The organism is Halorubrum sp. Atlit-26R, from assembly GCF_003666015.1.
GTDB lineage: Archaea > Halobacteriota > Halobacteria > Halobacteriales > Haloferacaceae > Halorubrum.
Genome location: NZ_QPLT01000008.1, coordinates 45,392 through 68,206 on the forward strand (window position 1 = coordinate 45,392; position 22,815 = coordinate 68,206).

Below are 22,815 nucleotides of genomic sequence, written 5' to 3' on the forward strand. Positions count from 1 at the left end.
TGTGCGGCCCACGGCGGCGCAGGGGGCCGCGGATCGGAGAGCGGCGCGAGGGGGCGCCGGCCGGCGCGGAGAGCGCGAGCCGGCGGCGAGATCGTGGCGGCCGTGAGCATCGCGACCGGCGCGTGCGTCACGTCGAGGCGGCGGGCGGCGGCGAGATGGGAGCAGGGAGAGAGTCGGACGAGCGGCGCGACTGTGCCGCGAGCGGCGGCGGGACGGTGGGAGGCCCGGCGGCGGGGGAGACGTCGAGCGGGCGCGGCGGCCGTGGAAGCCGGAGCGCCGCGCTTAGTCGGCGGCGGGAGTCGGTGCGTCGGTGGAGCGCGAGGGGCCGAGCGTGCCGGCGGTGGAGGTGTTGACGCGCGGACCCGGCGCGTTCGCGGCGAGTTGAGCATCAACGTCGAACTCGCGGAGCATCCGCGCGGAGACGGTCGCGGTGCCGACAGCGATCCGGGCGCGGCGGACGTGCTTACAGCCACCGTCCGGGTCGCGGTGTTCCATGTCCGGGCAGGAACAGCGGCCTTCCCGAACGTCCACGTCGTAGCAACTACCGGATTCAGTCGTGACGGAGACGATGGTAGTGTCCGGATCTTCGATCGGGGTTCCGTCGAGGGAGAGAACCGACATGGATTCAGTCAGGGCGCGGATCGTGCGATCAGCGATTTCAGCGCGAGCGTCGTCGTGGGCGTGGGATTCGAGGTGTGCCATCGTTCTGTTCCCATCTAATCGTAAGGGCCTACACCCACTTAACCTTTTTCCATTAGTTCCGGTATGGACATCTTCCGGCGCGGGAGGGGCAGATCCGGCGCGGGGAGGGTGCGACAATTCCATACGTTAGATAATGGAAAAACTTAAGTCCCCGTAGCCCCTTGTGTGAGTTGAGGACAGAACGATGGCATCCGCATCCACTTCCCCGAAGCAGTACAAGGCGATGAACGTCGACGACCGGCGCGATCACTCGAACGGTCGCCGGTACCGCGGGACCGTGCGGCGCGACACGGTGCGCCGGATTCTCGAAAACGGCTGGGTCGATGGCGCGGTGTGTGAAGGCCGTTATACGGACGATTACAAGCGCGACGCGGCGCGGAACTACGATAAGGGCGCGGTCGACACGCAGGAGGTCATCAACGCGATGGACCGCGTCGCCCCCAAGCATTGCTGGATCGCGCTCCGCGAGGACGGGCGGCAAGTGATCACGGTGTACTGGTCCTTCCAGTCGTATTCCGTCGAAATTGACACGCGAAAGGTCCGGTTCAACTTCGGCGCGGACGACGAGGAGGCCGACGAGGAGGACGCAGACGGCGACGAGGGCGGCGAGCAGGCGATCGTGACGGGCGACGCGGTCGACGTGTTCGAGGAGTTGAGCGAGGGGGACGCGGTCCTGTGGGACGGCAAGAGCCAGCCGCTCACGGTTACGATCGGCTACGAGGCCGCGCGGGAGAAGATCGCGGAGTTTGACCACGTCGATAGCCCGGAGGTGTGGGTAGAGGGACCGCGCGGCGGTGAGAAGCGGCTTACTCGGTCGGACGGTTCGGTGTTCGTGTCGACGTTTTCGCTTTCGTCGAGCGGCCGGGAGGCCGTCGAGGGGCTTCGAGTCGTCGAGCGCGACGAGTAGCCGAGCCGGGGCGGGCCGGGCCGGGAGCCGCCCACAGTGCCAGCGGTGCGCCCGCAGCCCCCGCGTGTGAGTGTGCCAGCGGATCGGGTGTATGTTGAAAGTGCCATACGGGAAGTAATGTAAATAGTTAAGTACCCGTAGCCCCTTGTGTGAGTTGAGGACAAGAACGATGGCAGCAGCAACCGACACCCGGAACGACGAAGCGAGCAAGTGGAACAGCGAGCGGGAGGCACAGGAGGGCGCGGAGTGCGCGCTGGCCGACGTGGTGATCATCCAGACGGCCAGCCCGGAGGCCGAAGGTGCCCGGTACAACATCGAGGCGGCGGTCGGCGGGAGCCACCGGGAGACGAGCCCGGCGGCGGAGGTCTACGTCGACGGCGAGCGGCGCGCGGTGGTCGGCTCGTCGGTTCTCGCCGGAACCGTCGGTGTGACGCTCGTCGAGGGCCCGAACGGCGAGCAGCACGCCAACGTCCGGGTCGACGTCGACGAGGAGGCGGGAGCATGAGCCAACGAGACGGCGAGCGTGGGACGCCGGTGGACTTCGCGCAGTACATCGGGGGGCTGTTCGGGCTCGATGCCGCGGTTAACGACGAGAAGGAGACTGTGATCAAGGCGTCGCCGGCTGCGGTGCGTCACGTCGGAAAGAAGATCGCGGATCGGGGGTACGAGGTCGAGATCAACGACGAGGCCGACCCGGCGCACGTCGTCGTTACGCCGACCGAGGAGGACCTTCAGGCGGTCGGTGACGCGCTCGCGGAGGGTATCCCGGAGCCGGGCGAGGCGCTTGAGATGGTCGACCCGGTCGAGCGAGACAGCGGGGCGAGCTCGCCGCAGAGCGACGAGGAAGGGGCGGCCGACCCGGAGACGGTTACGACGCGGTCGGTCGAGATCGAGTCAAACGAGCGGACGAAGACAGCGGAGTATCTGGTCCATCTCGGCGGGCGAAGCCCGGAGGTCGGCAGGGTGTTGATCGAGGGTGTCCGGTGCGTACTCCCGCCGCACGGCAGCATGGCGTTAGAGAACGACCGCGGCGAGACGTTCGAGGTCGAGATCCGCACAGTCGTAGAGGAAGGCGAGGAGGTTCGGGTAGCCGAGATCGCGCAGCCAGCCAGTGAGGAAGTGCCGACTGCCGCCGCGTAAGCGGACGGTCTCTTTTGCGCTCCGGCGCCGTCGGTGGGCAGTCAAGCGGGCACTCCGGATCCACTTCAAAATACCATACGGAGAGTAATGTAAAGACTTAAGTCCCCGTAGCCCCTGATCTAAGTTGAGGACAAGAACGATGGCACCCGAGATTCAGACCCAACTGACCGACGCAGAGATCGAGAATCCGAGCGCAGCCGCGGCCGAGGCGGTCGACGTCCGCGAAGGCTGGGAGGAGACGACCGCCGGCGATGAGCAGGTAATCGTGTGGGAGCGGACCGGCGCCAACCCGGACCTGCGCGACAACCACGGCGAGCTTCGCACGACGGGCTGGGAGGTCGCAATCAAGTGCGCGGAGTACGGCCCGGACTTCGCGGTGATGGCGCGGCCGATGTGTGACGCGCTCGCATTCCGGTCGCAGGTCCTACTCAAAACGAGCAACGTCGAGGCGGCGGCGCGGGAGGTTTCGCGGTTCATGCGGACGGTCAACGCGACGCCGAACGGGTGGAGCCTGATCGAGACGGACGGCGGCGAGCGACACCGGTGGATGTCGTGGGACGGCGAGCAGACGGTGAAGGTGTGGCAGGAAGCGCGGAACTGCGGCGAGCCCCGCACGTTCACAACAACCGCCACGACAGCTGATCAGTCCAATTTCGACGGTGCCGAACGGTTAGTCAAGCGTACCGAACTCATGGACGCGGTCCAGACGGCGGCGGGGCGGTTAGAGGAGGTCGATGGCTACCCTGAGCCGAAGTGGGAACCGACAATCGAGGCGTAACCACCAGCCGGCGGCCGCACCGGAGTGAGGTGAGCGATCGTCAGCCGACCTTTTCGTTGTTCCATACGGTAAGTAATGGAAAGTTTTAAGTCCCCCCGAGCCCTACAACGGAGTGAGGTCAGAACGATGGAAGTCAACCCAAACATTACGATCCAGAAGACGGCCGGAGGACGGTACACCGTGACCGATCACGGGGTAGGGCAGTTCGGCGGCGAGAAGCCGGTCCGCAACGGCAGTCGGGCGAAGGCAGCCGAGTACCTGTCAGACTGTGCGGCCGCCGGTGACATGATCGTGGTGAAGGAACACGGAGCCGTCACCAAGACGCTAACCGGGGCGCAATTCACCGCGCAGGAGATTTGACAGAGCGGTTTCAGCCGACCGATCGACCGCAGGAAGTGGGAAGGTGCCCCGGTGGACGTCGAGGGTCGGCGGAGGAGTGGCCCAGTAGACGAACGACAATCAGAGCTCTATTTTGGTCGAGCAGAACGCCCCGAAGGCCGATCGTCTCGCGGTATAGCCGGTTACTGGGCTAACCGGACGATCACCGCTTCTTGAGCGAGCCATTCCTCGGCGTTGTCACCGACAACAGCGACTCCGGTGACTGACCATGTGAGCCCCATGTCCTCGTGGATAGTCCACTCAACAGGGCCGTTGTCTTCTCCCTCGCGCTCTATGACAAGCTCGTGTCCGCTCCCGTGAGTGAGAGTATCCGGGCTGTCGAGTGACCGAACCGTACCCGAGACGGACCACGATCCGTTATCGATCACCGCGCGGTCGCCCTCGGTTAGCTGTTCCATCTTGGCGACGACGTCGAGGCCGTCAGCGGCCTGTTTGGTTTCAGGTGCCATCGTTCGTAACCCGTGTAGACGTATGGGACCCCACTACCTTAAAACTACCATACGGAAGATAATGGAAAATCTTAAGTCCCCCCGAGCCCTACAACGGAGTGAGGACAGAACGATGGCAGCGAAAGACGACACCCACGACGCGAGCAACGACGCACAGACGGCGGCCGATCCGGAGGTCTTCGCGGGCGGCAAGGTCGCGGACCTCGACGAGAGCGATCTACTCGGGACGCACGTCTTCGAGGACGTGCTGTTCAGGGGCGAGACGGAGGTCCGGAACGTGCTAACGGGCGAGACGCCCGACCGGTTAGACAAGACGGTCGAGGAGGCAAAGGCGTTCGTCGAGCGGACGCAGGAAGACGGGAAGGCGCCCCGTGTTGCGGTGAAGCAGCACGCCGAGGCGGCCGCGGAGACCGGGTCCGCATACACTTCGTCGGCGTTCTGTAACCGGAAGGTCACCGGGAGCCTCGCGCGTCACTTCATGTTCCTGAACGCGTGGCGGTCGGACGCGTACACGGTAGACGTCGACGCCGATTACCAGTCGGGAGACGTGACGATCACGGTCGAGGTTGCCGAGTAGGCGGCCGGCGCGGCCGCAGCGGACGAACTCGCCGGCGCGGTCTGCCGAGCGACGCGTCCCCGGCCGACCGCGGCCGGTGTTATTTCTATACTGGTAATAATGTAAAGTTTTAAGTGGATGGGGGCCTACCTACAGTTGAGGACAGAACGATGGCACCCACAGACGGCACCCACGACGCGGGCAACGGCGGAGAAACAGAGCAAGAGAGCGGCGGCTGGGAGACAGTCACCGGGAAGCCGGGCGTGATCAGCGAGCGGGAACACGCGAGTCTGTTCGAGGGCGTCGACAGCAACGGGCACCCCGGCGTTCGGGTGCGAGCGAAGACGATCGGTGTTGAGTCGAACTACCGGGTAGAAGTCGAGATGTTCGGCGGCGACCGGCGGAGTCGACAGGCGGAGGTCGCAACCATGGACGACCCCGAGAAGGCCCGCAAGTGCGCCGCGGTGTTCGAGGCAGTCATCGGGGACCTGCCGGACGGGTGGCAGCCGTATGTGAGCGAGAACCGCGCCCTGACGCGGTCGAAGGCGCCCCTGACGGTCGCACAGGCAGACGGGCCGGGACGGGTGGAACTCAACAACACAAACCGGCGCTTCAGTTCGCGCAGCACGTTTGAACTCCGGGGATTCCGGCGGGAGGCGGCGATTCACGAAACCGTGCGTGACGTGAAACGCGCCGCGCTCGGGGGCGCACTTACGGACCTTATCGAATCGATCGAGGAAGCACAGTAGGTTAAACTTCCATATTGGAAGTAATGTAAAGATTTAAGTCCCTGTGTCCCCTTACGATTAGATGGGAACAGAACGATGGCACCCGGAACCCAAACCGCGATCGGCAGCAAGAATTTCGAGCAAGTCACGGACGCTCTTGAGACGGATCTGGCGGCGGCCGAGGTGGAGACAGCCGCAGCCGAGGCCGCGCGGAGCGAACTCGTCGAGCAGCGCGAGTGGCTCGCAGAGCGGCTTGAAGGCCGCGGGGATTCGCTCCGGAAGTCCATGCCCGACACAGACGCGGACAACGGTCTCTCGCGGTACGTCGCCCGCATGGCGCACTACCACACCGGAGTCAACACCTCGATGCCCGTGACGGCGACCTTCGATCTTCAGGAGTGGATCGATGAGCAGGGGTTCGACGCGTCAGTCTCGGGTATCACGGACGACGCAGGCGACGAGATCGCCGCGCTCGTCGATCTTCTCGTCGACGACCTACTCATCAACCACTTCGAGATGGACCCGACAGCGGCCGCGCGCAGGTGGAAGGGGCTACTGTAAGCCACGGCCGCCGGCGCCGGCGAGGGATAGTGAAATAACCATACTGTTCGTAATGGAAAGTGTTAAGTCCCCGTAGCCCCTGATCCGATATGAGGACAGAACGATGGCACGTTCACAACCCAAAGGCGGAGCGGGGGCAGCACACTACGAGGCGACCGGCGAGCAGGCACCGAGCGAGCTTCCGGGGCTGGTGGATCTGACGACCGTGTGTACCGGGTGCGGTTCGCACAGGGCCGTCGCACGGCCGGCGGAAGACCTCCGGCCCGGTCGACGGCTACGGTGCCTTGATTGTGGGCACGGCGGCCGGGTGAAGACGAACCGATACGGCGGCGTGACGATGCTATCCGGGTTCCGGATCATGAGCGGGGAATTGGAGTAGCGGGTCGCGGCAGCTGGGAGATCGACGCGGAGGGTCGGGTGCGAAAATCATACGTTTTCTAATGGAACTTTTTTGTGACTCCGGCATATAGTGGATACCGGAGCGGGTTGACAAGCAGATACCGACCGCCGGGTGACTCCCGGGAGGTGATAGACCACCAGAGATACACCAACGCGTCTGACTGAACACGGTACATCGGTTTCATGTCGTCTTCGCCGTGGCATTGGCGGAGACGGACCCAGACGGGTCTCACCCGGCTCCGGCTGGGGAAGCGGTCCCTACGGAGCCACTTTCTGCGAACGACGTCGAGCGGTGAGCTGTTGCGAACGCTCTATATCTATACTGAAACTATTGGAAAAGTCTTATATATGTACGGGGCATACACGGAAGTGGAGGCAGACAGATGACGCAGATACCGACCAAGACGGCCGACCCGGACACTCCGGGAGTGCCGAAGGAGGTGGAATAGAGCGGAGAAGACAGATCAGTCAGCGTATGAAGGTGTGAGCCCTTCATGAGTGATACGCGGCTTGGGCCGTCGCGTATCATCCCGCCTTTGTCAGAGGCACACGGATCGGCCCGGTCCGACGCTGGGGAGTGTCGAGATCGGCGCCCGCCAATCGTTCTGATACACGCGGCCCGGCTGGGGGTAGCTCCCTACGGGTCGCATTTCACCACATTCGATCGACGCCGCTGTTGCTTTTCGAGCTTGGTTCTCACGTCGACAGGCAGTAGTCCGCACATCTATACTTAGCATAATGGAAACTGTTAAGTGATCGGGGGCCCACAGTTGAAGTACGGAAAAAGATGGCAGCAAGCGAACCCACTTCCAGCGAGAGCGAAGACGAAGAACAGCTTACCGACTTCAACGTCGTGGTCGACTTTGCGGCCGGCCTATCGCGTGCCACGATCGCAGAGGAGTTCAGCGACACGATCCACGTCGAGGGGATCGGCCCGCAGAAGTTCCAGATCGGTTACGGAGTCTCGGCGCCCTCGATGGTCGAAGCGTATCGGCAGGTCGCAAACATGATCGAAGACGAGCTCGGAGACCTTGGAACCGAACCCGCGTTCGAGGAGGCCCACGTCTACGGTGAAGGGACGAAAAAGGTGTTCGGGCGGCGTCAACCGCCGGAGAGCGACGTATCGTTCGACGTCGACGAGTAGGCGGCTGCGTTGCGGTCTGGTTCTGTCGGGGCGGTTGTTCGCGAAGTCGGCGGGTTTCTCAGTAGCAAACTGAAACTAATGGAAAGCTGATAAGTGGCAGTAGCATCTATGTCGCGTATGTCGAGAGCGCGGCCGGATCCCGAGGTGTATGCTCGCCGGACGCACGACACGAGCGAGGAGTATTTTCGGCATCGGGTGTTGAATCTCGATAGCACGGAGTACCTACGCGAGATCGCGCAGGCCGAGGCCGAAGGGGAGGCCCGCACGGAGCGGATCAAGCTCATCAACCAGCATATCGCAGAGGTGGAGGTCGAGAGCGGCGAACAGACCAGCCCCAGCGCCGAGAGCACCAGCCAACAGCGAGGCGAGGGGGCAACATGAGCAGCGAGGAGTCGGACGGTGTGACGGCCAGTAGAGAGACCTTCTTGGACAGCAACGGCGAGATCGATGCGTACCGGGTGCGGGCGATGGACAGGTCGATCAACTGGGAGACCTGCGCGCGGATCCGGCGGCGGCTCCGGAGCGAGGCGGTCGGCTCCGCTGCCGAGCTTGCCCGGGAAGACAACGGGATCGACGTAACCAAGCGGACGATACACAAGCACGCGAAGGGCCGGTGCGGCTGTCCCGTCGACGAACCGGAGTTGACACACGAGCCGGGAGACGGGTGGACGGTCGCGACCGAAGGGACGGAGTCGGAGTAACAGCGGTCGAGTGGTCGCGAGAGCGTGCCGGTGCGCTCGGCGCGGTGCGCGGTACGGACGACGTCGAGCGGCCCGGCGGGGCGAGTGCTACCCGCTCAGAGGTCGCACTCGGAGCAGGTGAACTGTTGCTCGCCGTGATCGAACAGGTGCCGCGTTCGTGCGCGACACCGCGGACACCACTTCTTAGTCGGCTGTGTGGACCGCGGCCGCGAGCGAGTTGTCGAGCGGTGCGACGTGGGGAGTGGGTCACTTACCATCGTTCTGACCTCAACTGTAACATGATCCCCCACCCACATAAGTGTTTTCCATTAGTTCCCGTATGAAGATTTAAGGTGATAGCACCCCTTGTTACAGTTGAGGTCAGAACGATGGCAGCAGCAACCCAAACCGAAGGTAGCAACGTTGAATCGGGCGATACGGTCGAGATCGAATTTATCGGGCTTGCCGGCCGGACGCGCCGGCGGAAAACGATGGAGGTCGAGGTCACCGAGATAATGGGTAGCACCGCCTACTTCGAGGCACCCTACGACACCGACGTGTCGCTGGTGTTGGGCCCGGACGGCGATCTTTGGGCGCGCGACGAGGAGGGGAAAGACGGCCTATACGGCACAAGCACGGTGGTCGACGGCGATCTGTGGGAGTCTGAGAGATAACTGAGGGCCGCCCCCAGCGGGCGGCTCGTCGATCGGGGAGCCGGGAGCGGCCGGTCGGACAGCTGAGGTCGACCACGTAGTACGGCAACAGTCACTTCTTGAGCGGTGTTGAGTAACCGCCGACCCGTCGAGACAAGAATCGTCGGGCGAGGCACTTGGGCAATGCCATACGGGAACTAATGTAAAAAGTTAAGTGCCCGGGGGCCTACACTACACATGAAGTCAGAACGATGGCAGACAACACCACCGCAGCGGACGAAGGTAGCGAGGAACAGACAGAGTCGACCAGCGGCGGCGCGTTCGACATTACGGTGTATGGGGCCGAGCATACCAGTCTCTCCGACCGAGAGAAGGAGCAGGTCGCCCAGCGGGTCCATAACCTACTCCACGAGGACTTCGGCGTGCGGCCGGAGAGTGTCGGCGTCGAGGGGTACATGGAGGACTGAACAGATGTACGTTACAATCACTCAGGACGACGGCAAGAGCGTCGAGCGGTTCGGAGTTACCGATCTCAGCACCGACGACGGGCAGGTGAAAGTGTGGTTCGGCCCGAACCCACCGGAGGAGGTCGACGGTCCGGAGACGATCGAGGGTGCGGTGTCGAGCGTAGTGAGTGAGCGATCTTTCGGCCCGAAGTGGGAAGCGAAGGAGGCGATCGAACAAGCGGCTCAGGATCGGTCCGTCGTCGACGTGAAGGTGGTCGCAACGGACGCGTATCCGTCGGTCAAAAACGCCGCCAAGGACCTGAAAGCGGACGATGGCTTTGTCGACGACTTCGAGTTAGTCGCGTAGCGGGAGCAAACCGGGCAGTCCTTTTTCGTGGCGGGATCGACCGCGATTAGCATACGGAAGATAATGGAAACTATTAAGTCCCCGTAGCCCCTTGTGTGAATTGAGGACAGAACGATGGCAGCCAACAACGAAACCCAAGGCCGCTTCGGAGACTTCGAGCAGTTCGACCGCACCGCGTTCGACGCCGAGACGCTTTCGGACGGTGAAGGGCTTGAGGGCCGCGAGGAGTCGGCCCACACCGAGAATATGCTGGTCGTCCCGGAGTACGACGAGTACGGCTACGTGTTCGACGGCGACCCGACGTACACGCTCTACTCGGCTTCGGGAAGCGAGTACGACGTTGACCCGCGTGGGGAGTGCGGGTGCCCGGACATGATCTTCAACAGCCCCGAGGATGGCTGTAAGCACCAGCAGCGCGTCGTCGCGGAACTCAACGACGGGCGGGTTCCGGTCCCGGACGAACCGGTCGACGAGTGGTTCACGACCGCGTTCGTCGAGCGCGCCGAAGCGGCCGCCGAGCAGGCCGCGGAACTCCGCGCCAACGACGACGCCAACAAGTCGGAGGTCGACGCCGCCGAGGCGATTGTCGACGGGTTCCAGACGGCCTTCGAGGCGTTCCGGGAGCGTGTTGGCGACGACGTAGCCCCGCTCGCGGAACACGTCGACGCGCCGCTGCCGGACGGGAGCGAGGAATAGGGCGGAGCCACGAACCGGAGTTTTCCATGAGCGTAGAGTCACCACTTACGGAAGTACTAGGAGAAATCCCCGCCCTGAAGGGTGGGGATGAATCCGACACTCGGTGACAATAGCCCCCGACCATAGCGCGCCCGGTATTCCAACAAATACATATGGTGGTTTTTCTAATTACATATGTAATGGCCACGGTGGCTGTCACCGCGAAGTTCCATAATCCATCCCTCTCACGGCGGAAAGAGTGGCAACGGGCCTCTCGGCTCTACCGCGATACCAAACAGTTCTGTATCGACGGATGGGAGAACGGCGACTTCGGGAAATCCGTGACCACCGCCAGTATCGACAACGACCTCTACTCGGCCATCCAGAACCAAGCCATTCGAGAGGCGAAATCCGACCACAGCAAGGACGGAGAGGCTCGCTACCGAGAGAGTCAACCGTTCGCTATCAACAACCAGAACTGGGAAATCGACACGACCGACAACGGCACAGTCGTCGTCGGCTTCCCGTGCGTCTCCCAATGGTGGTACACCCCGATAACGGTGTACGACGACATTGCTGACCCCGTAGACCGACTAGTCGAGGGTGACGCTGACAAGACTCGCCTACAGGTCTACCGTCGCGACGACGACTGGTACTGTACGTTCAACGTGGAATACGACGCCGACACGTCGGGTGAGACGCCTATCGGTGTCGACATTGGCGAACGGCATATCCTCGCTGTGACAGCCTACGGCGAGGACGAGTCGATGCTGGTGTCTGGTGGTGAGGCGAAATATGTTCGACGCAAATATCGTTCCCTACGCGATTCGCTCTCGGAAGCGGGTGCGCTTCGCGCACGCAACCGCGTGGGTGACAAAGAACAGCGTCGAATCGCGGACTTGAACCACAAACTCTCCCGTCGTCTCATCACGTTCGCGGACCAGTTCGAGGATCCGGTCATTCGGATGGAAGACCTCAAACGTATCCGCGAGAACAGCTCGTGGTCAGGTGTTCATTCGTGGCATTTCCACCAAATCCAACAGTTCATCACGTACAAAGCCGAGCGGGCTGGGATTCGTGTTGAGCAGGTTGATGCGTACCATACCAGCCAGCGGTGTTCAGCGTGTGGCTCGATGGGAACCCGTGATGGCGACCACTTTTCGTGTTCGGAGTGCGGTCGAGGACGCCACGCCGACCTGAACGCTTCAGAGAACATCGCACAACGGGAGGGAGAACCATGTACGGCGTAACAGTTCGGCTGACGCGAACCGTGCTACCTCGCTGGTTGAATAGCCAGCCGTGTTCGACGCTCGCTGTATGCGGGGAGGAAGGCCCCATTGACAGGGCTGTACGCGCTGGAAAGCACACCGTTGGTCACAACTCGGTGGCGACCATTGACGGCCCACGCGAAAGCGTCCTTGAGGCCCGAGGAAACGCGCAACCTGAATATCCCCTTCGGGGAAACCTCGCGCTTTAGCGCGGGGAGGATGTCAAAGCGGACGATCTACCGCAGATGGACGCCCCCGAGAAGCGGGCGACGACCCAGCTTGTCACGCGGGCGGCACGGCTTCTTGACCACGTCAACGGGCCGACGACGCCGGCGCAGGCGGTGAAACACGCGGTGCGGCCGCACGATCCCCCGGCGGCGGCCGTCGAGGCGGCAGTAGCCGTCTTGTGCGAGGTCGACGAGTCGGTCGGGGAGGGGAGAGAGATCGGGCAAGCCGCGCTCGGCCGGTTCTAAGCCGGGCGGCTCGCTCGGCGCCGTCAGGGGGCTGTTGCTACCACCGACCAGTCGGCGGGCCGGCGCGCAGGGAGGAGTCGACGGCGCGGTTCGGTGGATCGCTGTTTCAATATCCATACTGTACCTAATTGAAAATCCTTATATGGCCGGGGGACGATGATCCGATGAGGTCAGAACGATGGACGAAGTCACCTACTCAGGGTATTGGAAGCACGAATCGGCCTGTGATCTGTTCGAGCCGGGCCACGAGATCCGCCGCGACTTCGTGGAGGTCCTGAAGGCGGCCGCCGGCACGTTCGATCACGAGGTGGAATACTACTCGGCGGGGTGCGGGTGCGCGACGCCGGACGCGGCCACGTACCTGTGGTGGAAGGCTCAGACGGACGCCACCGAGAAGGCGTTTATTCACTTCGGCTCAGACACCGTCGACGCCGAGGCGGTCGCCAAGCGGGTGTTAGACGCGGCAGAGGAGTTGGGCGTCGAGGTCAGTTGGTCCGGGAGTACGGACGACTGTATCTGTCTCGGAGACGCCGGCTACTACGGCGAGCGCGACGATAGAGACGCCTACGAGGGCGTTCCGAAGCCAACGGGGGCTGCCTGATGAGCGTTCGCGACGGAGTCGACGCCGGCGAGTCCACCGGCACAGCAGCGGTCGAAGATCGCTGGGTCACACTCAAGCGCGACTGCGAAGGCGTGAGCATGGAGGTGATCGAGCAACACACGGACGGCAGCGTCGAAATGGTCGACGAGACATGGTTGACGTGGGAGGAGTTTACCGGTGACCCAGCGGTCGACGTCGACGAGAGCAAGCACGGAGAGATCCGGCTGGATGCCAGCAGGGGGGTCGATGAATAGACCCGGAAACAAGCCCGAGCGTGCGGTCGAACCCGTCAGGAGGTAGCCTATTCTCAGAGAGCAAGTGTGGGTTTTCGCCACCGTTCAATAGCATACGGATAGTAATGGAAAAGTTTAAATCCCCGTAGCCCCTTGTGTGAGTTGAGGACAGAACGATGGCAGCTAACACAGACGGAACGGCGCATCTGGACATGATGGAACCGGTCAGAGGCGAGGGGTCGCCGGAGGAAGTGATGGACGCGGCGATCAAAATGAGTCCGTTCAAGACGGGCGTTTCGATCGACCAGATCACGGGGTCGGTGTACGTAACAGGTCGTGTCGAGAAAGGCGGGTTCACCGCGTTCCGGGTCCACAAGTGCCCGGGAGAGGACTTGGGCGACTTCATGGGGACGATCGGGTTCCGGCGCGGTTCGATCGGTCGCGAACCCGATGTGCGGTACTTCCCGCCGGGAGACGAGGACTCGGTGCCCGTCGAGAAGATTAGCGTGTGGAAACACGACCGCAACCAGCGGCTCAACGCGGTGTTGACCGCGCTTCGGACCGAGCTGACAGACACCGACTGGGCAGCGAACCCCGGCCGTACCAACTACGGCGAGTGGGTTCAGGCCGCGAACACGCTTCAGCGGTTCGCAGATGATGAGTGTCCCAAGCTATCGCTACCTTCCGGGATTTTCCAACAGCCGGAGATCACGCACGCAATCGCCCGGTACAACCACGATGCGCGGAAGGTGATGAGCAGCGTCGAGGTCGCGGTGGAGCGTCGCGACGATATAGACTTCCACGACGTGAACCCGGAGACCGTCCGGTCGGTGCTACTCCGGTACGCGGAGGAGCAAGTCGAGTAGGTACGAAACCTCCGCGGGCTACAACCCGCGGAGAAGCCCGCCGCTTTGGGGCACGGCGGAGGCGTCGACGCTGGAACGTCGACGGCCGGGTCCCCAGACAGGAACCCCCTCTCACGAGGATTTTGAGACCCATGTTACCTCTTGCGAGGCAATTTGTGTGTCTGAGCGGTGTCGCACTTAAGTCTGTCAGTCAATTCAACGGGCATGGGAAGGTCTCGATGAACATATGGACCGATACGGAACGCGGAGCGCCCGGCGGTCGCGAGGCGATCCGGGAATACGTCGACGCTGTGGGAGACGCCGATCCCGAGATCAACGCGATCATCGAGCGCGGAGCGTGGCGCGATACGTCGCCCCCAGCCGACGACGTCGAGGCGATCGGTGAGCTCGCCGAGGCAGTCGGGAGAACGCCGAGGCGGTGCTACCGGAACGCTCGCGAAGTCGCGGGAGCTGCCGGTCGCGACGACGTGCGGTACGTCGAGGGAATCGCGGTTCCGCCGACCGTGCCGGTCGCGACGAAGCACGCATGGGTCGAAGTCGACGGCTCAGTCGTCGAGGTCACATGGGAGGATACCCCGGTCCCGGGCGAGGGGACCGCCTACTACGGCGTGCCGATCGAACTCGATACCGTGTTGGAAACGGTCAACGACCGCGGCACGGACGGCCCCGTAATCACAGAGGTCGACCGATAGCGGCTTACCCGCCGATTTTTTGCGATCTACACTCGGCACAGGGGGTGCGGTACCACACCGTGTTTCCGGTGCGATATCTATACTTGGACTAATAGAAAATAACTAAGTACACGGGGTGCCATGATCCGATGAGGTCAGAACGATGGCAGACGACAACAGCGACGAGATTCCAGACGCATGGACCGAAATGGAAGGGGTCGAACTGACGGGCAACGGGATGCGATACGTCGAACACGGGTGGAGCCATTCCGGTGATCCCCTGTGGGACGTGTTGGTGTTCCGCGCCGAGGGAGAGATGAACGAGGTGACCGACAAAGACTGGGGCGTTCAGTACCCGACCGCGGACGACATGGACCCTTTCGACACCGAGCAGGAAGCGGTCGAAGCGGCGAAGGAGTACCTGAGAGAGCACGCCCAGTTAGACCCCTAATCACTATCTTCATACGTTTAGTAATGTAAAATATTAAGTAGGTGGGGGATCATGTTACACTTGAGATCAGAACGATGGACGACTCCCCCACCGAAGACGAGACGATCGACGTAGACGAGCCGACAGACGAGGAGACGATCCGGTCGCGGCTCCCGGCGAACGTCGTCGACGAGCTGACGAAGCGGGCGTTTTCCCCCGGGACGGTCCGGAAGCTACTGCGCGACTGTTACTACCTCGGCCCGATCAGCATCGGGACGGGCGGGTGGCGCGGTGCCTACGGCAACGGTCAGCCCGGGACGGGCCTCCGGCGCCCGAGCGGCGCGCTCTACAACTTTCCCCGGTCGTGGCGGTACGCCGCGATCGTGCGGGCGCTCCGGACGGGGCTCATCACCCACGTCGGTGACACGCGGTTCGGGACGACAGAACGCGGGGCGGCCGTCTTGGACCAGATCGACCGGTGCCCGGAACACGGTGTCCGGCGGGAGCCGGAGGTGAAGCAGACCACCTACGTCGGGAACCCATACGAGGAGGGGAAGCTTCAGAGCCACGCGCTTGTCACCAAGTGCCCGGAGTGCGGCGACACAGGGTACGGTGGCAACGGGAGCGTCACCATCGGCTACAGCCCGTTCGAGCAGGACGAGGAGTGGGTCGAGTACGCGCTTGAGACGATCGAAGGGAAAGGCGCGCGTGTGTACGCGGATGGCCAGCCGATCGACGGGAGTGACGAGTACCCGGCAGTCGACGTCGAGGTCGAGGCGGCAGAGGAGATCGCGACGGAGGTCGTCGAGGAGCAGGCAGAGCCAAACCCGCGGGAGTGGGCAACGCCGGAGGACGAGGGGTTGTACGGTCGCGAAGTCGTGTCCGTCCCGGCGAACGGCCAGTACGCGCGTTTCGTCGGGACGGACGAGGCGATCGCGGTGTCGCGGACAGACGATGAGGGCGACATACACATCAGCCACGACGGGGACGACCGGTTGAAGATCGGCATGAGCTACGAGCTCGCGGTCAACCGGCAGCTGAAGGATTTACTCCACCACGAGGCTGACGACGCCGAGTGGACAGGCGACTACTGGACGGTGGGAGCCAACCGTATCAACCGCGTCTTGTCTAAGTTCACGGTGGGGATCCTCCCAGCAGACGCTCCCGGTCACTTCGCAGCGTTCCCGGATGGAGACGGTCCGGTGCCGGATGAAGCCGAGTACCTGACCGTCACGGTCGAGCAGGACGCACTTGACGCCGTGACTGTCCCGGTCATCGGCGTCGACGAGGAGGCGTAACAGCCTCCCAGCGGCGATTGTCGCGCGAGCCGCACAAACGGGCGGTATCTCCGTGCTGTCCTTTTCTGCTGTCCGAGACGCAACAGATAACCCGATGGTTACATCACCACCGCAGCATTACATCGACGAGCCTGTTTTGGCCGCAAATCTCCTCCCGTCTTGTGGTTCTGTCGTCTTCGGGGGGAGGGGGGCCAAAATCATACAACGGTCGGCAAAACCGTCGGAGAGCTCTCGCGAAAGCCGGAAAATGCTTTGTGTGAGGCGAGGTTTTATTAGCCAGTTGTTCTAACAGCATCCGTAAAGCAAGAAGCCATGTTATTTGTGTAGTGTGAACGGAGCAAATAACGTGTTTCTCCGTGAGCTCGCCCCGTCAATTTGCGGGGGATGTATGATTTTGGCCCCCCTCCCCCCCGGACTACGTGTTCTCCGGGAGATCGGCGTGTTCGCAGACGTTTTGCGCCGGAATCGCGATAATCCGCCGCGCGGGTTGTAATGCTGCGCCCCCGTTGTAACTCTCGACCCGGTGATGTAACCCCGAGGTTGGCTCAAACGGCTGTAATTCTCTGGTTTTATAAACAACCCCGGCTGTAACCCTTGTAATGCCGTGGGGTGGGTTGTAACCCTTGTAATGCGCTGGTGGTAATACAGCAGGGGTTGTAACCCTTGTAATGCTGTGGGGTGGGTTGTAACCCCTGTAACGCGGTGGTTTTATAAACAAACCCGGGAACTGGAGGGTTGTAACCCATGTAATGCTGCGGGGTAGTTGTAATCCAACGGCTTGGGGAGGCCCCGGCCGAGCGGGGGTTGTAACCCCTGTAATGCCGAGGGGTGGTTGTATGGTTCCGGTTTGGGTGGTGTCCTATACTGCGCTGGCGTAGGATACTGCCGGGGCTCCCGATACTACTCCGGCACCGGCAAATGCTCTGGTCGTTGGTTTTATGTAGGATGGATTAAAACGGGTATGTAGCGCGATGCGAGTGAGCGATACAAGCCCGTTGACTACGGGCGACCGACCAACAGATCCCGTTGACTACGGGTGTCAGACGGATAGCCACAGCCTGCCGGGGGGTGTCTGATAATGGCGAATTTGTTTGAAGACACCGCCACAGACATTTTCGATTCGATGGATCGACTCCGGGATGCGTATATCCCAGATGAGGTCCTCCATCGGGAGGAGCAGATCAGCGAACTACGCATGGCCCTCATGCCGGCAGTAAACGGAGATACGCCGTCTCACCCGTTCCTCGTGGGACCGAACGGGACGGGGAAGACTCTCGTCACTAAGCACGTCACCTCTCAGCTGAAAGAATACATCGAGGAACAAAACGAGGAGAAACCGCCGGAGGACCAGCAGGAGGTTTCGATCGTCTACACGAACTGTTCAGACTGTACCTCCGGCTACGCTGCTTCTATTCGGGCAGCAAACCAGATTCTCCCAGAAGAACAACGACTCTCAGAGACGGGACACTCGTCTCGTGTGGTCAACAAACGGCTGTTCAACGCGCTCAACGAGCAGGGCGATATTGTGGTGCTGGTTCTCGACGAGATCGGCGGCGCCGACGATCTCAACGACCTGTTCTATCAGGCGAGCCGCGGGACTCAGCCCGGGACGTACCTCGATGGAACGAAGTTGTGTGTGATCTGTACGGCAAACAACCTCTCGTTCCGGGACAACTTCAACAGCGCCGTGCGTTCGTCTCTTGTCGAGCACACGATCGAGTTCCCAGCCTACGACGCAAACGAGATCCGAGATATTCTTGAGATGCGAGCGGAGGAGGCGTTCACGGAACAGGGTATCGACCAGTCGGCAGTCGAGATCGCCTCGGCTTTGGCTGGCAAGCAGAACGGAGACGCCCGTTACGGGCTCGATATGCTACTCAAGGGCGGCCAATACGCGATGAATATGGGTGATTCACCGGTTACTGACGAACATATCCGTCGCGGAAAGGAGAAAGTCGACCGCACCCGGATGGACTCCCTGATTTCGACGTACTCCGAAACGGGGCAGATAATCATAGCATCTCTCGCTCACGCAATGAAGCAGGCCGAAAAAATGCCCGAGAGTGCTAAGGTGACCGGGACAACCGTGTTGAACATCTACGAGCAGGCTTGCGAGGCTACGGCCACCAACGCTGTCAAGAGACAGAACTTCTACAGTTACCTCCGCGACTTCAGCGATAACGAGGTCGTGGAAGTAATCCGAAACAGCAACTCCAATACTAACGAATACCGGCTCTCTTACCCGCCGGACGCGATATTTCAGGCACTTTCACCTAACATTCAGGAGTCGCTAAAGCAAGAGACGAAGCTGATTGACTGACTGAGTGTTTTCTTTCCGGAGCGACGAAGACGCTCTATTGCGGTAGAGGTTGAGAGATACCGGTGCCCGACGTCGAGGGCGCCAAGTATGGAGCTTGTGTTGACAAGCGAAGATACCACCGTGCCCTGTATATTTCATTACTATACTGGAAATAATGGAAAACACTAAGTAGCACGGGGCCCTTGATACAGATGAGGGGAAGAACGATGGCACCAGAGCAAGAGCAGGAACTTGAATCGGTACAGGCGGGCGAATCGGTGTACGTCGAGATTGGGACGGGATCGGTCCTTCAGGGTGTGATGCTGGACGGGCCGCCGTCCTCGCACGGCTACTCCGGGCGGGCCGACGCCAACGACCGGCGTGTCGTGCGGGTCGAGATCGACCACGACGCCCGCCGCGGCGATCCCGGCCTCCCAGACCACATGGCTCCCGGAGAGTACCAGCCGGACGACACCGGTGCCGTGTTCCGAGACGCGTACACGATCGACGCCGACGAACAGACCTACCTCGTTGATCCCGAGCGGTTCCGGGGGCGGGCGCAGTAAGCGGTTCGAGGTCTCCTATGCCTACACAACCCAACTCCGATACGACACACGAGGAGACGGACGCACCGCCGCGATACGACTGTCTGTGCTGCGATCGCGACTACCTTCCCGAAGACGAGCTCGGCCGCCACGTCACCAGAGATCACGATGCGGGCGACGTGGCGATCAGCATGGCTCCGGCGAACATCCCGGCAGTCGCCCGGTTCCCGGACGATCCGGAGATCACGACCCGGAAGGCGGCGCTAAAGGCGATCAAGCAAGACGGTCGCGAGGGCGAACCGCCGGAGGTGACCCGGCGGCTTTCCGCCGGCGAGTGCCCCATCTGCCGCGAGCCTGTGGCGCCGGACAGCGACGTTCCGGTCCGGATGGTCCCACCGCACGGCCACGGGCCGTGGGAGTGGTATCAGGCGCTCCGTGAGGCGGTCCCCGACGAGTATGAGCAGAGCCCGACGTTCGACGACGGTGGGTACCCCCGCCCGGCAGGAACGGTCATGGAACTTGTCCCGGGTGATTGGTTCGAGATCACCGTCGAGGGGTGGGACGAGCCGGTGGCCGGGTACGTTCGCGAGGTCGACGACCCCCGGGCGAGAGCCGTCGCGGGCGAGTGGGAGAGTCGCGAGGTTACGGCGACGGTGTCCAACACCCCCGGCGCCGACGGCCGAGAGTCTGCCACCCTTCATCCGAACCCTGATGGGGCGGTCAAACTCCGCCGGCCGGGGGTACCGTCCGTCGACGTGCGAACAGTTACCCGCCGGCCGTGGTACGTGAACGAGTAAGCGGAGATCCCGAACATGAAACTCGATATTGAATCTCCAGACGAGACGACGAAGCGATACATCGTGAACTACCGGAAGCGCGACAGCGAGGAGTTGGCCTATCACATCCGGGCGTTGCTGGAAACGAACGACCGGGTGGAACTGTGGGCGGCCGGCGAGCGCCAGCTGGCGACGGTCGACAGCGACGGGTCGGCTTACGAACCGGAGGAGGCCCGAGGCGTACTGGTCGGCGGCGAGCAGATCCACCCGGAAGACGTCGACGAGATACAGGCGATCACAGGGTCGATCTAATCCACGGGGCGCTGGTTATCAACCTTCGATACTGTTCCCCCATGCTTAGGTTCTGCCAGCTCTGTTGAAATCCTCAGATGCTGATAGTTAGGAGAGGCTATGCTGAATACACAGCGCGTATCTTGTACTTGCCCTCGGGGTATTCTGGCTGTTCGAAGAGGTCGCCGCTGCGCACAGAATCGCACTCCGCTTTTGTAGTGATATGGTGGAGAACCGTGTTCAGGGGGGGAATAAAAAAGGCTAGCTCCAACATTGTCACGTACAAAGCCGGCGGCAAGGATAGGTAATCTACGCCGGTAGAGATTGGTACAAACTGCTCTGTCGAATAGCGGTGTTGACCGAGGGGGTCAAACTTCAAGTCGGCTTGTTAGCGGTTGACGATAGTGGTCTCTACATCGGTATCGTCTCACCATGGCTCAGAGATCGCTATTCAACACAGCAGTAGAAACACTAATCCGATTCGTGTGAATATACAATCATATGGACCGTCGCCACTATCTCTCCCTCTCTTCCGTAGCCCTTGCTGGATTGAGCGGTTGTACAGGAGATCCGTCTGGAATCATCAGCGACAACGATAGTGTATCTCCGAACACTGATTCAAACACCACAGTAGATTCTGACGAATCGAATTATTCTGATAGTTCCGATGATTCCACTAATGAATCCACAGATGAAGATGGACAATCATCTGTGGAGGAAGTGATTGATCTCCCTGTTATTGAGGATATGTCTGTCAGGTCTGATGAAAGTTGGTTATATCTGTCACGGGCTTACAAGACGCCGAACTACGCTGATGAATTCACGATGCTAGAACAGTGGACCATCGAGAGCGATGACATAACCATAGAAGAGGAAAATGAGAATGATATTGAACCAGAAACAGAAAGTGATGTGGTGTTAGTGGGTCTCAGTATTCTCTCTTTGAATCGGTGGGGTAACAACATACAGACAGGTGATTACGATGTGACACTCGTTCTTGAAGCTCCAAATGGAGATACGAGTGAGCCTGCCTCTGAATCGATATCAATTACAGAACAGGCTAGTCAGTAATACTCGAAAACCATGGTGTGAGGACCATTTAAATGAGATGACTGCTTGAAGACACAGTATGCCCTCTGAATCTGATTCAGGCTCTGAAATTGCTACTGGCATTTTTTGGAATCCAGTTGTACAGACGCTCAGTATAATGTCTGTAGTGTCAATTGTGGGTTGGACTGCGTTTATGGGAGCAGGTGGTGTGGTTGAACCATTTGTTTTGTCCGCCCCTCTTGATGAATCTCCAGAGTCTATTGTCCTCTCTATCTATGCTCACGCAAACACACAGCATCTAATTAGTAATGCGATGTTGATTGGGTTGGTTGGTGGGCTTATTTCGTTCTCTTCATCGTGGCTTCGCTTCCACCTCTTCTTTGTCCTGAGTGGATCTCTTTCAGGGATTACACAGTTGGTTGTGATGGAGTATTATGGCACGGCTGGACCTGCTCTTGGGGCTAGCGGGGCGGGGTTCGCTTTGTTGGGATACTTGGTTGTAGCGAACCCAGTCGCGGACTACCTCTCTGGGCGGGCAATTGTTGGTCTCATCATCGTCGGAGCATCCGTACTAACAATCTACTTCTCACCATCGGGAAGCGGAATAATGGCTCACTTCAGCGGGGCAGTAATCGGGATGATTGCGGGTCGCTTCCACCTACTGAATGCGGAGTAATCAGTTGTCTGGCTCAGTTATCTCGACCTCGTAAGAGACCTCTTGACTGTCCTCAAGAATACCCGCAGTAAATAGAGAGTTTAATGGACACCATACCCAACACACCTCAGAAATATTTATTGTATCCAGATTCACGAACGAGCCTTTAATATCCTCATTTTGTAGGTAATCTGCTGAAATAGTTTGTATTGTCTCCCCTTCTTGATTAGCAAATACTAGATTCATCTCAACATTTGTCCGTAAGCGAGGTTGGTGGAACCCATCAAGATTGAATGGTCCGAATACATTTTCACTGCTACCCGAAAATTCGATCGGAAAAGTAGCTTCCCCTACATCGTCTTCAGAATATATCGGTTGATCTTCCACTGTGATACTCCAATCAATACTATCCTCTGCTTCGATCTCCAAAGCATACTCTTCCGAAGTAGTATCGACAGCAGTTCTCGTGAAAGCCCGTGGGAAATCAACACCCAGATCTAGAGGAGAATCATTATCCGAATTCACCAGAGAAACCGTAATTGGCTCTTCTGTATCAATTCGGAAGAAAGTCATTCCATCGTTTTCGACTGTTATTTCATGTAAACCTGAGCCAGTTCCCTCAAAGGTGGTCTCAGTCGGCTCTGGACCAGAATCTGGCACCAAATCTGTTCCTTCGCTGTCGTTCGAGATTATACCAGATGGGTCTCCAGTACAGCCAGTAAGGGCTACTGAACCAGACAGGGCAATATAGTGACGACGATTCATATTCGAAGTA

The 22,815-nt window shown here is 60.6% G+C and carries 32 protein-coding genes; 29 read left to right on the forward strand and 3 right to left on the reverse strand.

Features of this window, described 5'->3' with window-relative positions; genetic code table 11:
• Window positions 1–282: 282 nt before the first annotated feature.
• Complete coding sequence (locus tag DVK07_RS22095; RefSeq protein WP_158603138.1) at window positions 283–621, reverse strand: hypothetical protein; 339 nt, start codon at window positions 619–621, stop codon at window positions 283–285.
• 265 nt (window positions 622–886) lie between these two features.
• Here DVK07_RS22095 and DVK07_RS22635 point away from each other — a divergent pair, with 265 nt between their 5' ends.
• The 5 genes from DVK07_RS22635 to DVK07_RS10250 all read left to right on the forward strand — a co-directional run bounded on the left by DVK07_RS22635 (window position 887) and on the right by DVK07_RS10250 (window position 3,887).
• Entirely contained in the window at window positions 887–1,609 is a 723-nt protein-coding gene (locus DVK07_RS22635) for a hypothetical protein (protein WP_158603139.1), read from the forward strand.
• Window positions 1,610–1,778: 169 nt separating this feature from the next.
• Window positions 1,779–2,114, forward strand: a complete 336-nt coding sequence (locus DVK07_RS10235) for a hypothetical protein (protein ID WP_121596964.1) — start codon at window positions 1,779–1,781, stop codon at window positions 2,112–2,114.
• Window positions 2,111–2,749: a hypothetical protein gene (locus DVK07_RS10240; protein ID WP_147441100.1), complete on the forward strand. Its 639-nt coding sequence runs from the start codon at window positions 2,111–2,113 to the stop codon at window positions 2,747–2,749. The genes DVK07_RS10235 and DVK07_RS10240 overlap by 4 nt, the downstream gene beginning before the upstream one ends.
• Before the next feature lie 139 nt (window positions 2,750–2,888).
• Window positions 2,889–3,527 (forward strand): hypothetical protein, encoded by a 639-nt coding sequence (locus DVK07_RS10245; RefSeq protein ID WP_121596966.1) that lies wholly within the window; start codon window positions 2,889–2,891, stop codon window positions 3,525–3,527.
• Window positions 3,528–3,653: 126 nt separating this feature from the next.
• Window positions 3,654–3,887, forward strand: coding sequence for a hypothetical protein (locus DVK07_RS10250; RefSeq protein ID WP_147441101.1), 234 nt, complete (start codon window positions 3,654–3,656; stop codon window positions 3,885–3,887).
• A gap of 161 nt (window positions 3,888–4,048) precedes the next feature.
• Here the strand turns inward: DVK07_RS10250 and DVK07_RS10255 are convergent, their stop codons facing one another.
• The gene (locus DVK07_RS10255; RefSeq protein WP_121596968.1) at window positions 4,049–4,375 is read right to left on the reverse strand and encodes a hypothetical protein; all 327 of its coding nucleotides are present in this window, start codon (window positions 4,373–4,375) and stop codon (window positions 4,049–4,051) included.
• A 112-nt stretch (window positions 4,376–4,487) separates the two neighbouring features.
• Here DVK07_RS10255 and DVK07_RS10260 point away from each other — a divergent pair, with 112 nt between their 5' ends.
• The 24 genes from DVK07_RS10260 (at window position 4,488) to DVK07_RS10370 (ending at window position 22,061) form a co-directional block, all read left to right on the forward strand.
• A complete protein-coding gene (locus tag DVK07_RS10260) occupies window positions 4,488–4,952 on the forward strand; it encodes a hypothetical protein (protein ID WP_233565406.1) in 465 nt (154 codons plus the stop codon).
• 149 nt (window positions 4,953–5,101) lie between these two features.
• On the forward strand, window positions 5,102–5,680 hold the full coding sequence (locus DVK07_RS10265) for a hypothetical protein (RefSeq protein WP_121596969.1): 579 nt from the start codon (window positions 5,102–5,104) through the stop codon (window positions 5,678–5,680).
• Window positions 5,681–5,842: 162 nt separating this feature from the next.
• The gene (locus DVK07_RS10270) at window positions 5,843–6,220 is read left to right on the forward strand and encodes a hypothetical protein (RefSeq protein ID WP_158603140.1); all 378 of its coding nucleotides are present in this window, start codon (window positions 5,843–5,845) and stop codon (window positions 6,218–6,220) included.
• Window positions 6,221–7,406: 1,186 nt separating this feature from the next.
• Entirely contained in the window at window positions 7,407–7,763 is a 357-nt protein-coding gene (locus DVK07_RS10275) for a hypothetical protein (RefSeq protein ID WP_121596971.1), read from the forward strand.
• A gap of 117 nt (window positions 7,764–7,880) precedes the next feature.
• A complete protein-coding gene (locus tag DVK07_RS10280; RefSeq protein WP_121596972.1) occupies window positions 7,881–8,144 on the forward strand; it encodes a hypothetical protein in 264 nt (87 codons plus the stop codon).
• On the forward strand, window positions 8,141–8,464 hold the full coding sequence (locus tag DVK07_RS10285) for a hypothetical protein (protein WP_121596973.1): 324 nt from the start codon (window positions 8,141–8,143) through the stop codon (window positions 8,462–8,464). The genes DVK07_RS10280 and DVK07_RS10285 overlap by 4 nt, the downstream gene beginning before the upstream one ends.
• A 368-nt stretch (window positions 8,465–8,832) precedes the next feature.
• A complete protein-coding gene (locus tag DVK07_RS22100) occupies window positions 8,833–9,117 on the forward strand; it encodes a hypothetical protein (RefSeq protein WP_147441102.1) in 285 nt (94 codons plus the stop codon).
• A gap of 230 nt (window positions 9,118–9,347) precedes the next feature.
• A complete protein-coding gene (locus DVK07_RS10295; RefSeq protein WP_121596975.1) occupies window positions 9,348–9,563 on the forward strand; it encodes a hypothetical protein in 216 nt (71 codons plus the stop codon).
• Between the two features lie 4 nt (window positions 9,564–9,567).
• On the forward strand, window positions 9,568–9,909 hold the full coding sequence (locus DVK07_RS10300) for a hypothetical protein (protein ID WP_121596976.1): 342 nt from the start codon (window positions 9,568–9,570) through the stop codon (window positions 9,907–9,909).
• Window positions 9,910–10,023: 114 nt separating this feature from the next.
• Complete coding sequence (locus tag DVK07_RS10305; RefSeq protein WP_121596977.1) at window positions 10,024–10,605, forward strand: hypothetical protein; 582 nt, start codon at window positions 10,024–10,026, stop codon at window positions 10,603–10,605.
• A 179-nt stretch (window positions 10,606–10,784) separates the two neighbouring features.
• On the forward strand, window positions 10,785–11,834 hold the full coding sequence (locus tag DVK07_RS10310; RefSeq protein ID WP_121596978.1) for an RNA-guided endonuclease TnpB family protein: 1,050 nt from the start codon (window positions 10,785–10,787) through the stop codon (window positions 11,832–11,834).
• A 263-nt stretch (window positions 11,835–12,097) separates the two neighbouring features.
• The gene (locus DVK07_RS22640) at window positions 12,098–12,325 is read left to right on the forward strand and encodes a hypothetical protein (RefSeq protein WP_158603141.1); all 228 of its coding nucleotides are present in this window, start codon (window positions 12,098–12,100) and stop codon (window positions 12,323–12,325) included.
• A 178-nt stretch (window positions 12,326–12,503) separates the two neighbouring features.
• Window positions 12,504–12,926 (forward strand): hypothetical protein, encoded by a 423-nt coding sequence (locus tag DVK07_RS10320; protein WP_121596979.1) that lies wholly within the window; start codon window positions 12,504–12,506, stop codon window positions 12,924–12,926.
• Window positions 12,926–13,180 carry a hypothetical protein gene (locus tag DVK07_RS10325; protein ID WP_121596980.1) on the forward strand — a complete coding sequence of 85 codons (255 nt, stop codon included), beginning with the start codon at window positions 12,926–12,928 and terminating at the stop codon, window positions 13,178–13,180. Before DVK07_RS10320 ends, DVK07_RS10325 begins: the two co-directional genes overlap by 1 nt.
• Before the next feature lie 155 nt (window positions 13,181–13,335).
• Complete coding sequence (locus DVK07_RS10330; RefSeq protein WP_147441103.1) at window positions 13,336–14,025, forward strand: hypothetical protein; 690 nt, start codon at window positions 13,336–13,338, stop codon at window positions 14,023–14,025.
• 155 nt (window positions 14,026–14,180) lie between these two features.
• Entirely contained in the window at window positions 14,181–14,717 is a 537-nt protein-coding gene (locus DVK07_RS10335; RefSeq protein ID WP_147441104.1) for a hypothetical protein, read from the forward strand.
• A 142-nt stretch (window positions 14,718–14,859) separates the two neighbouring features.
• Complete coding sequence (locus DVK07_RS10340; protein ID WP_121596983.1) at window positions 14,860–15,147, forward strand: hypothetical protein; 288 nt, start codon at window positions 14,860–14,862, stop codon at window positions 15,145–15,147.
• A gap of 74 nt (window positions 15,148–15,221) precedes the next feature.
• A complete protein-coding gene (locus tag DVK07_RS10345) occupies window positions 15,222–16,424 on the forward strand; it encodes a hypothetical protein (protein ID WP_121596984.1) in 1,203 nt (400 codons plus the stop codon).
• 1,078 nt (window positions 16,425–17,502) lie between these two features.
• On the forward strand, window positions 17,503–18,744 hold the full coding sequence (locus tag DVK07_RS10350) for a Cdc6/Cdc18 family protein (RefSeq protein WP_121596985.1): 1,242 nt from the start codon (window positions 17,503–17,505) through the stop codon (window positions 18,742–18,744).
• A gap of 206 nt (window positions 18,745–18,950) precedes the next feature.
• On the forward strand, window positions 18,951–19,289 hold the full coding sequence (locus tag DVK07_RS10355; RefSeq protein ID WP_147441105.1) for a hypothetical protein: 339 nt from the start codon (window positions 18,951–18,953) through the stop codon (window positions 19,287–19,289).
• Between the two features lie 17 nt (window positions 19,290–19,306).
• The gene (locus DVK07_RS10360; protein WP_121596987.1) at window positions 19,307–20,065 is read left to right on the forward strand and encodes a hypothetical protein; all 759 of its coding nucleotides are present in this window, start codon (window positions 19,307–19,309) and stop codon (window positions 20,063–20,065) included.
• Window positions 20,066–20,080: 15 nt separating this feature from the next.
• Window positions 20,081–20,356 (forward strand): hypothetical protein, encoded by a 276-nt coding sequence (locus DVK07_RS10365; RefSeq protein WP_121596988.1) that lies wholly within the window; start codon window positions 20,081–20,083, stop codon window positions 20,354–20,356.
• A gap of 480 nt (window positions 20,357–20,836) precedes the next feature.
• The gene (locus DVK07_RS22105) at window positions 20,837–21,406 is read left to right on the forward strand and encodes a hypothetical protein (protein WP_147441106.1); all 570 of its coding nucleotides are present in this window, start codon (window positions 20,837–20,839) and stop codon (window positions 21,404–21,406) included.
• A gap of 58 nt (window positions 21,407–21,464) precedes the next feature.
• Window positions 21,465–22,061, forward strand: coding sequence for a rhomboid family intramembrane serine protease (locus tag DVK07_RS10370; protein ID WP_121596989.1), 597 nt, complete (start codon window positions 21,465–21,467; stop codon window positions 22,059–22,061).
• Here DVK07_RS10370 and DVK07_RS22110 read toward each other — a convergent pair whose 3' ends face one another.
• Complete coding sequence (locus DVK07_RS22110) at window positions 22,062–22,805, reverse strand: hypothetical protein (RefSeq protein ID WP_147441107.1); 744 nt, start codon at window positions 22,803–22,805, stop codon at window positions 22,062–22,064.
• Window positions 22,806–22,815 lie beyond the last annotated feature (10 nt).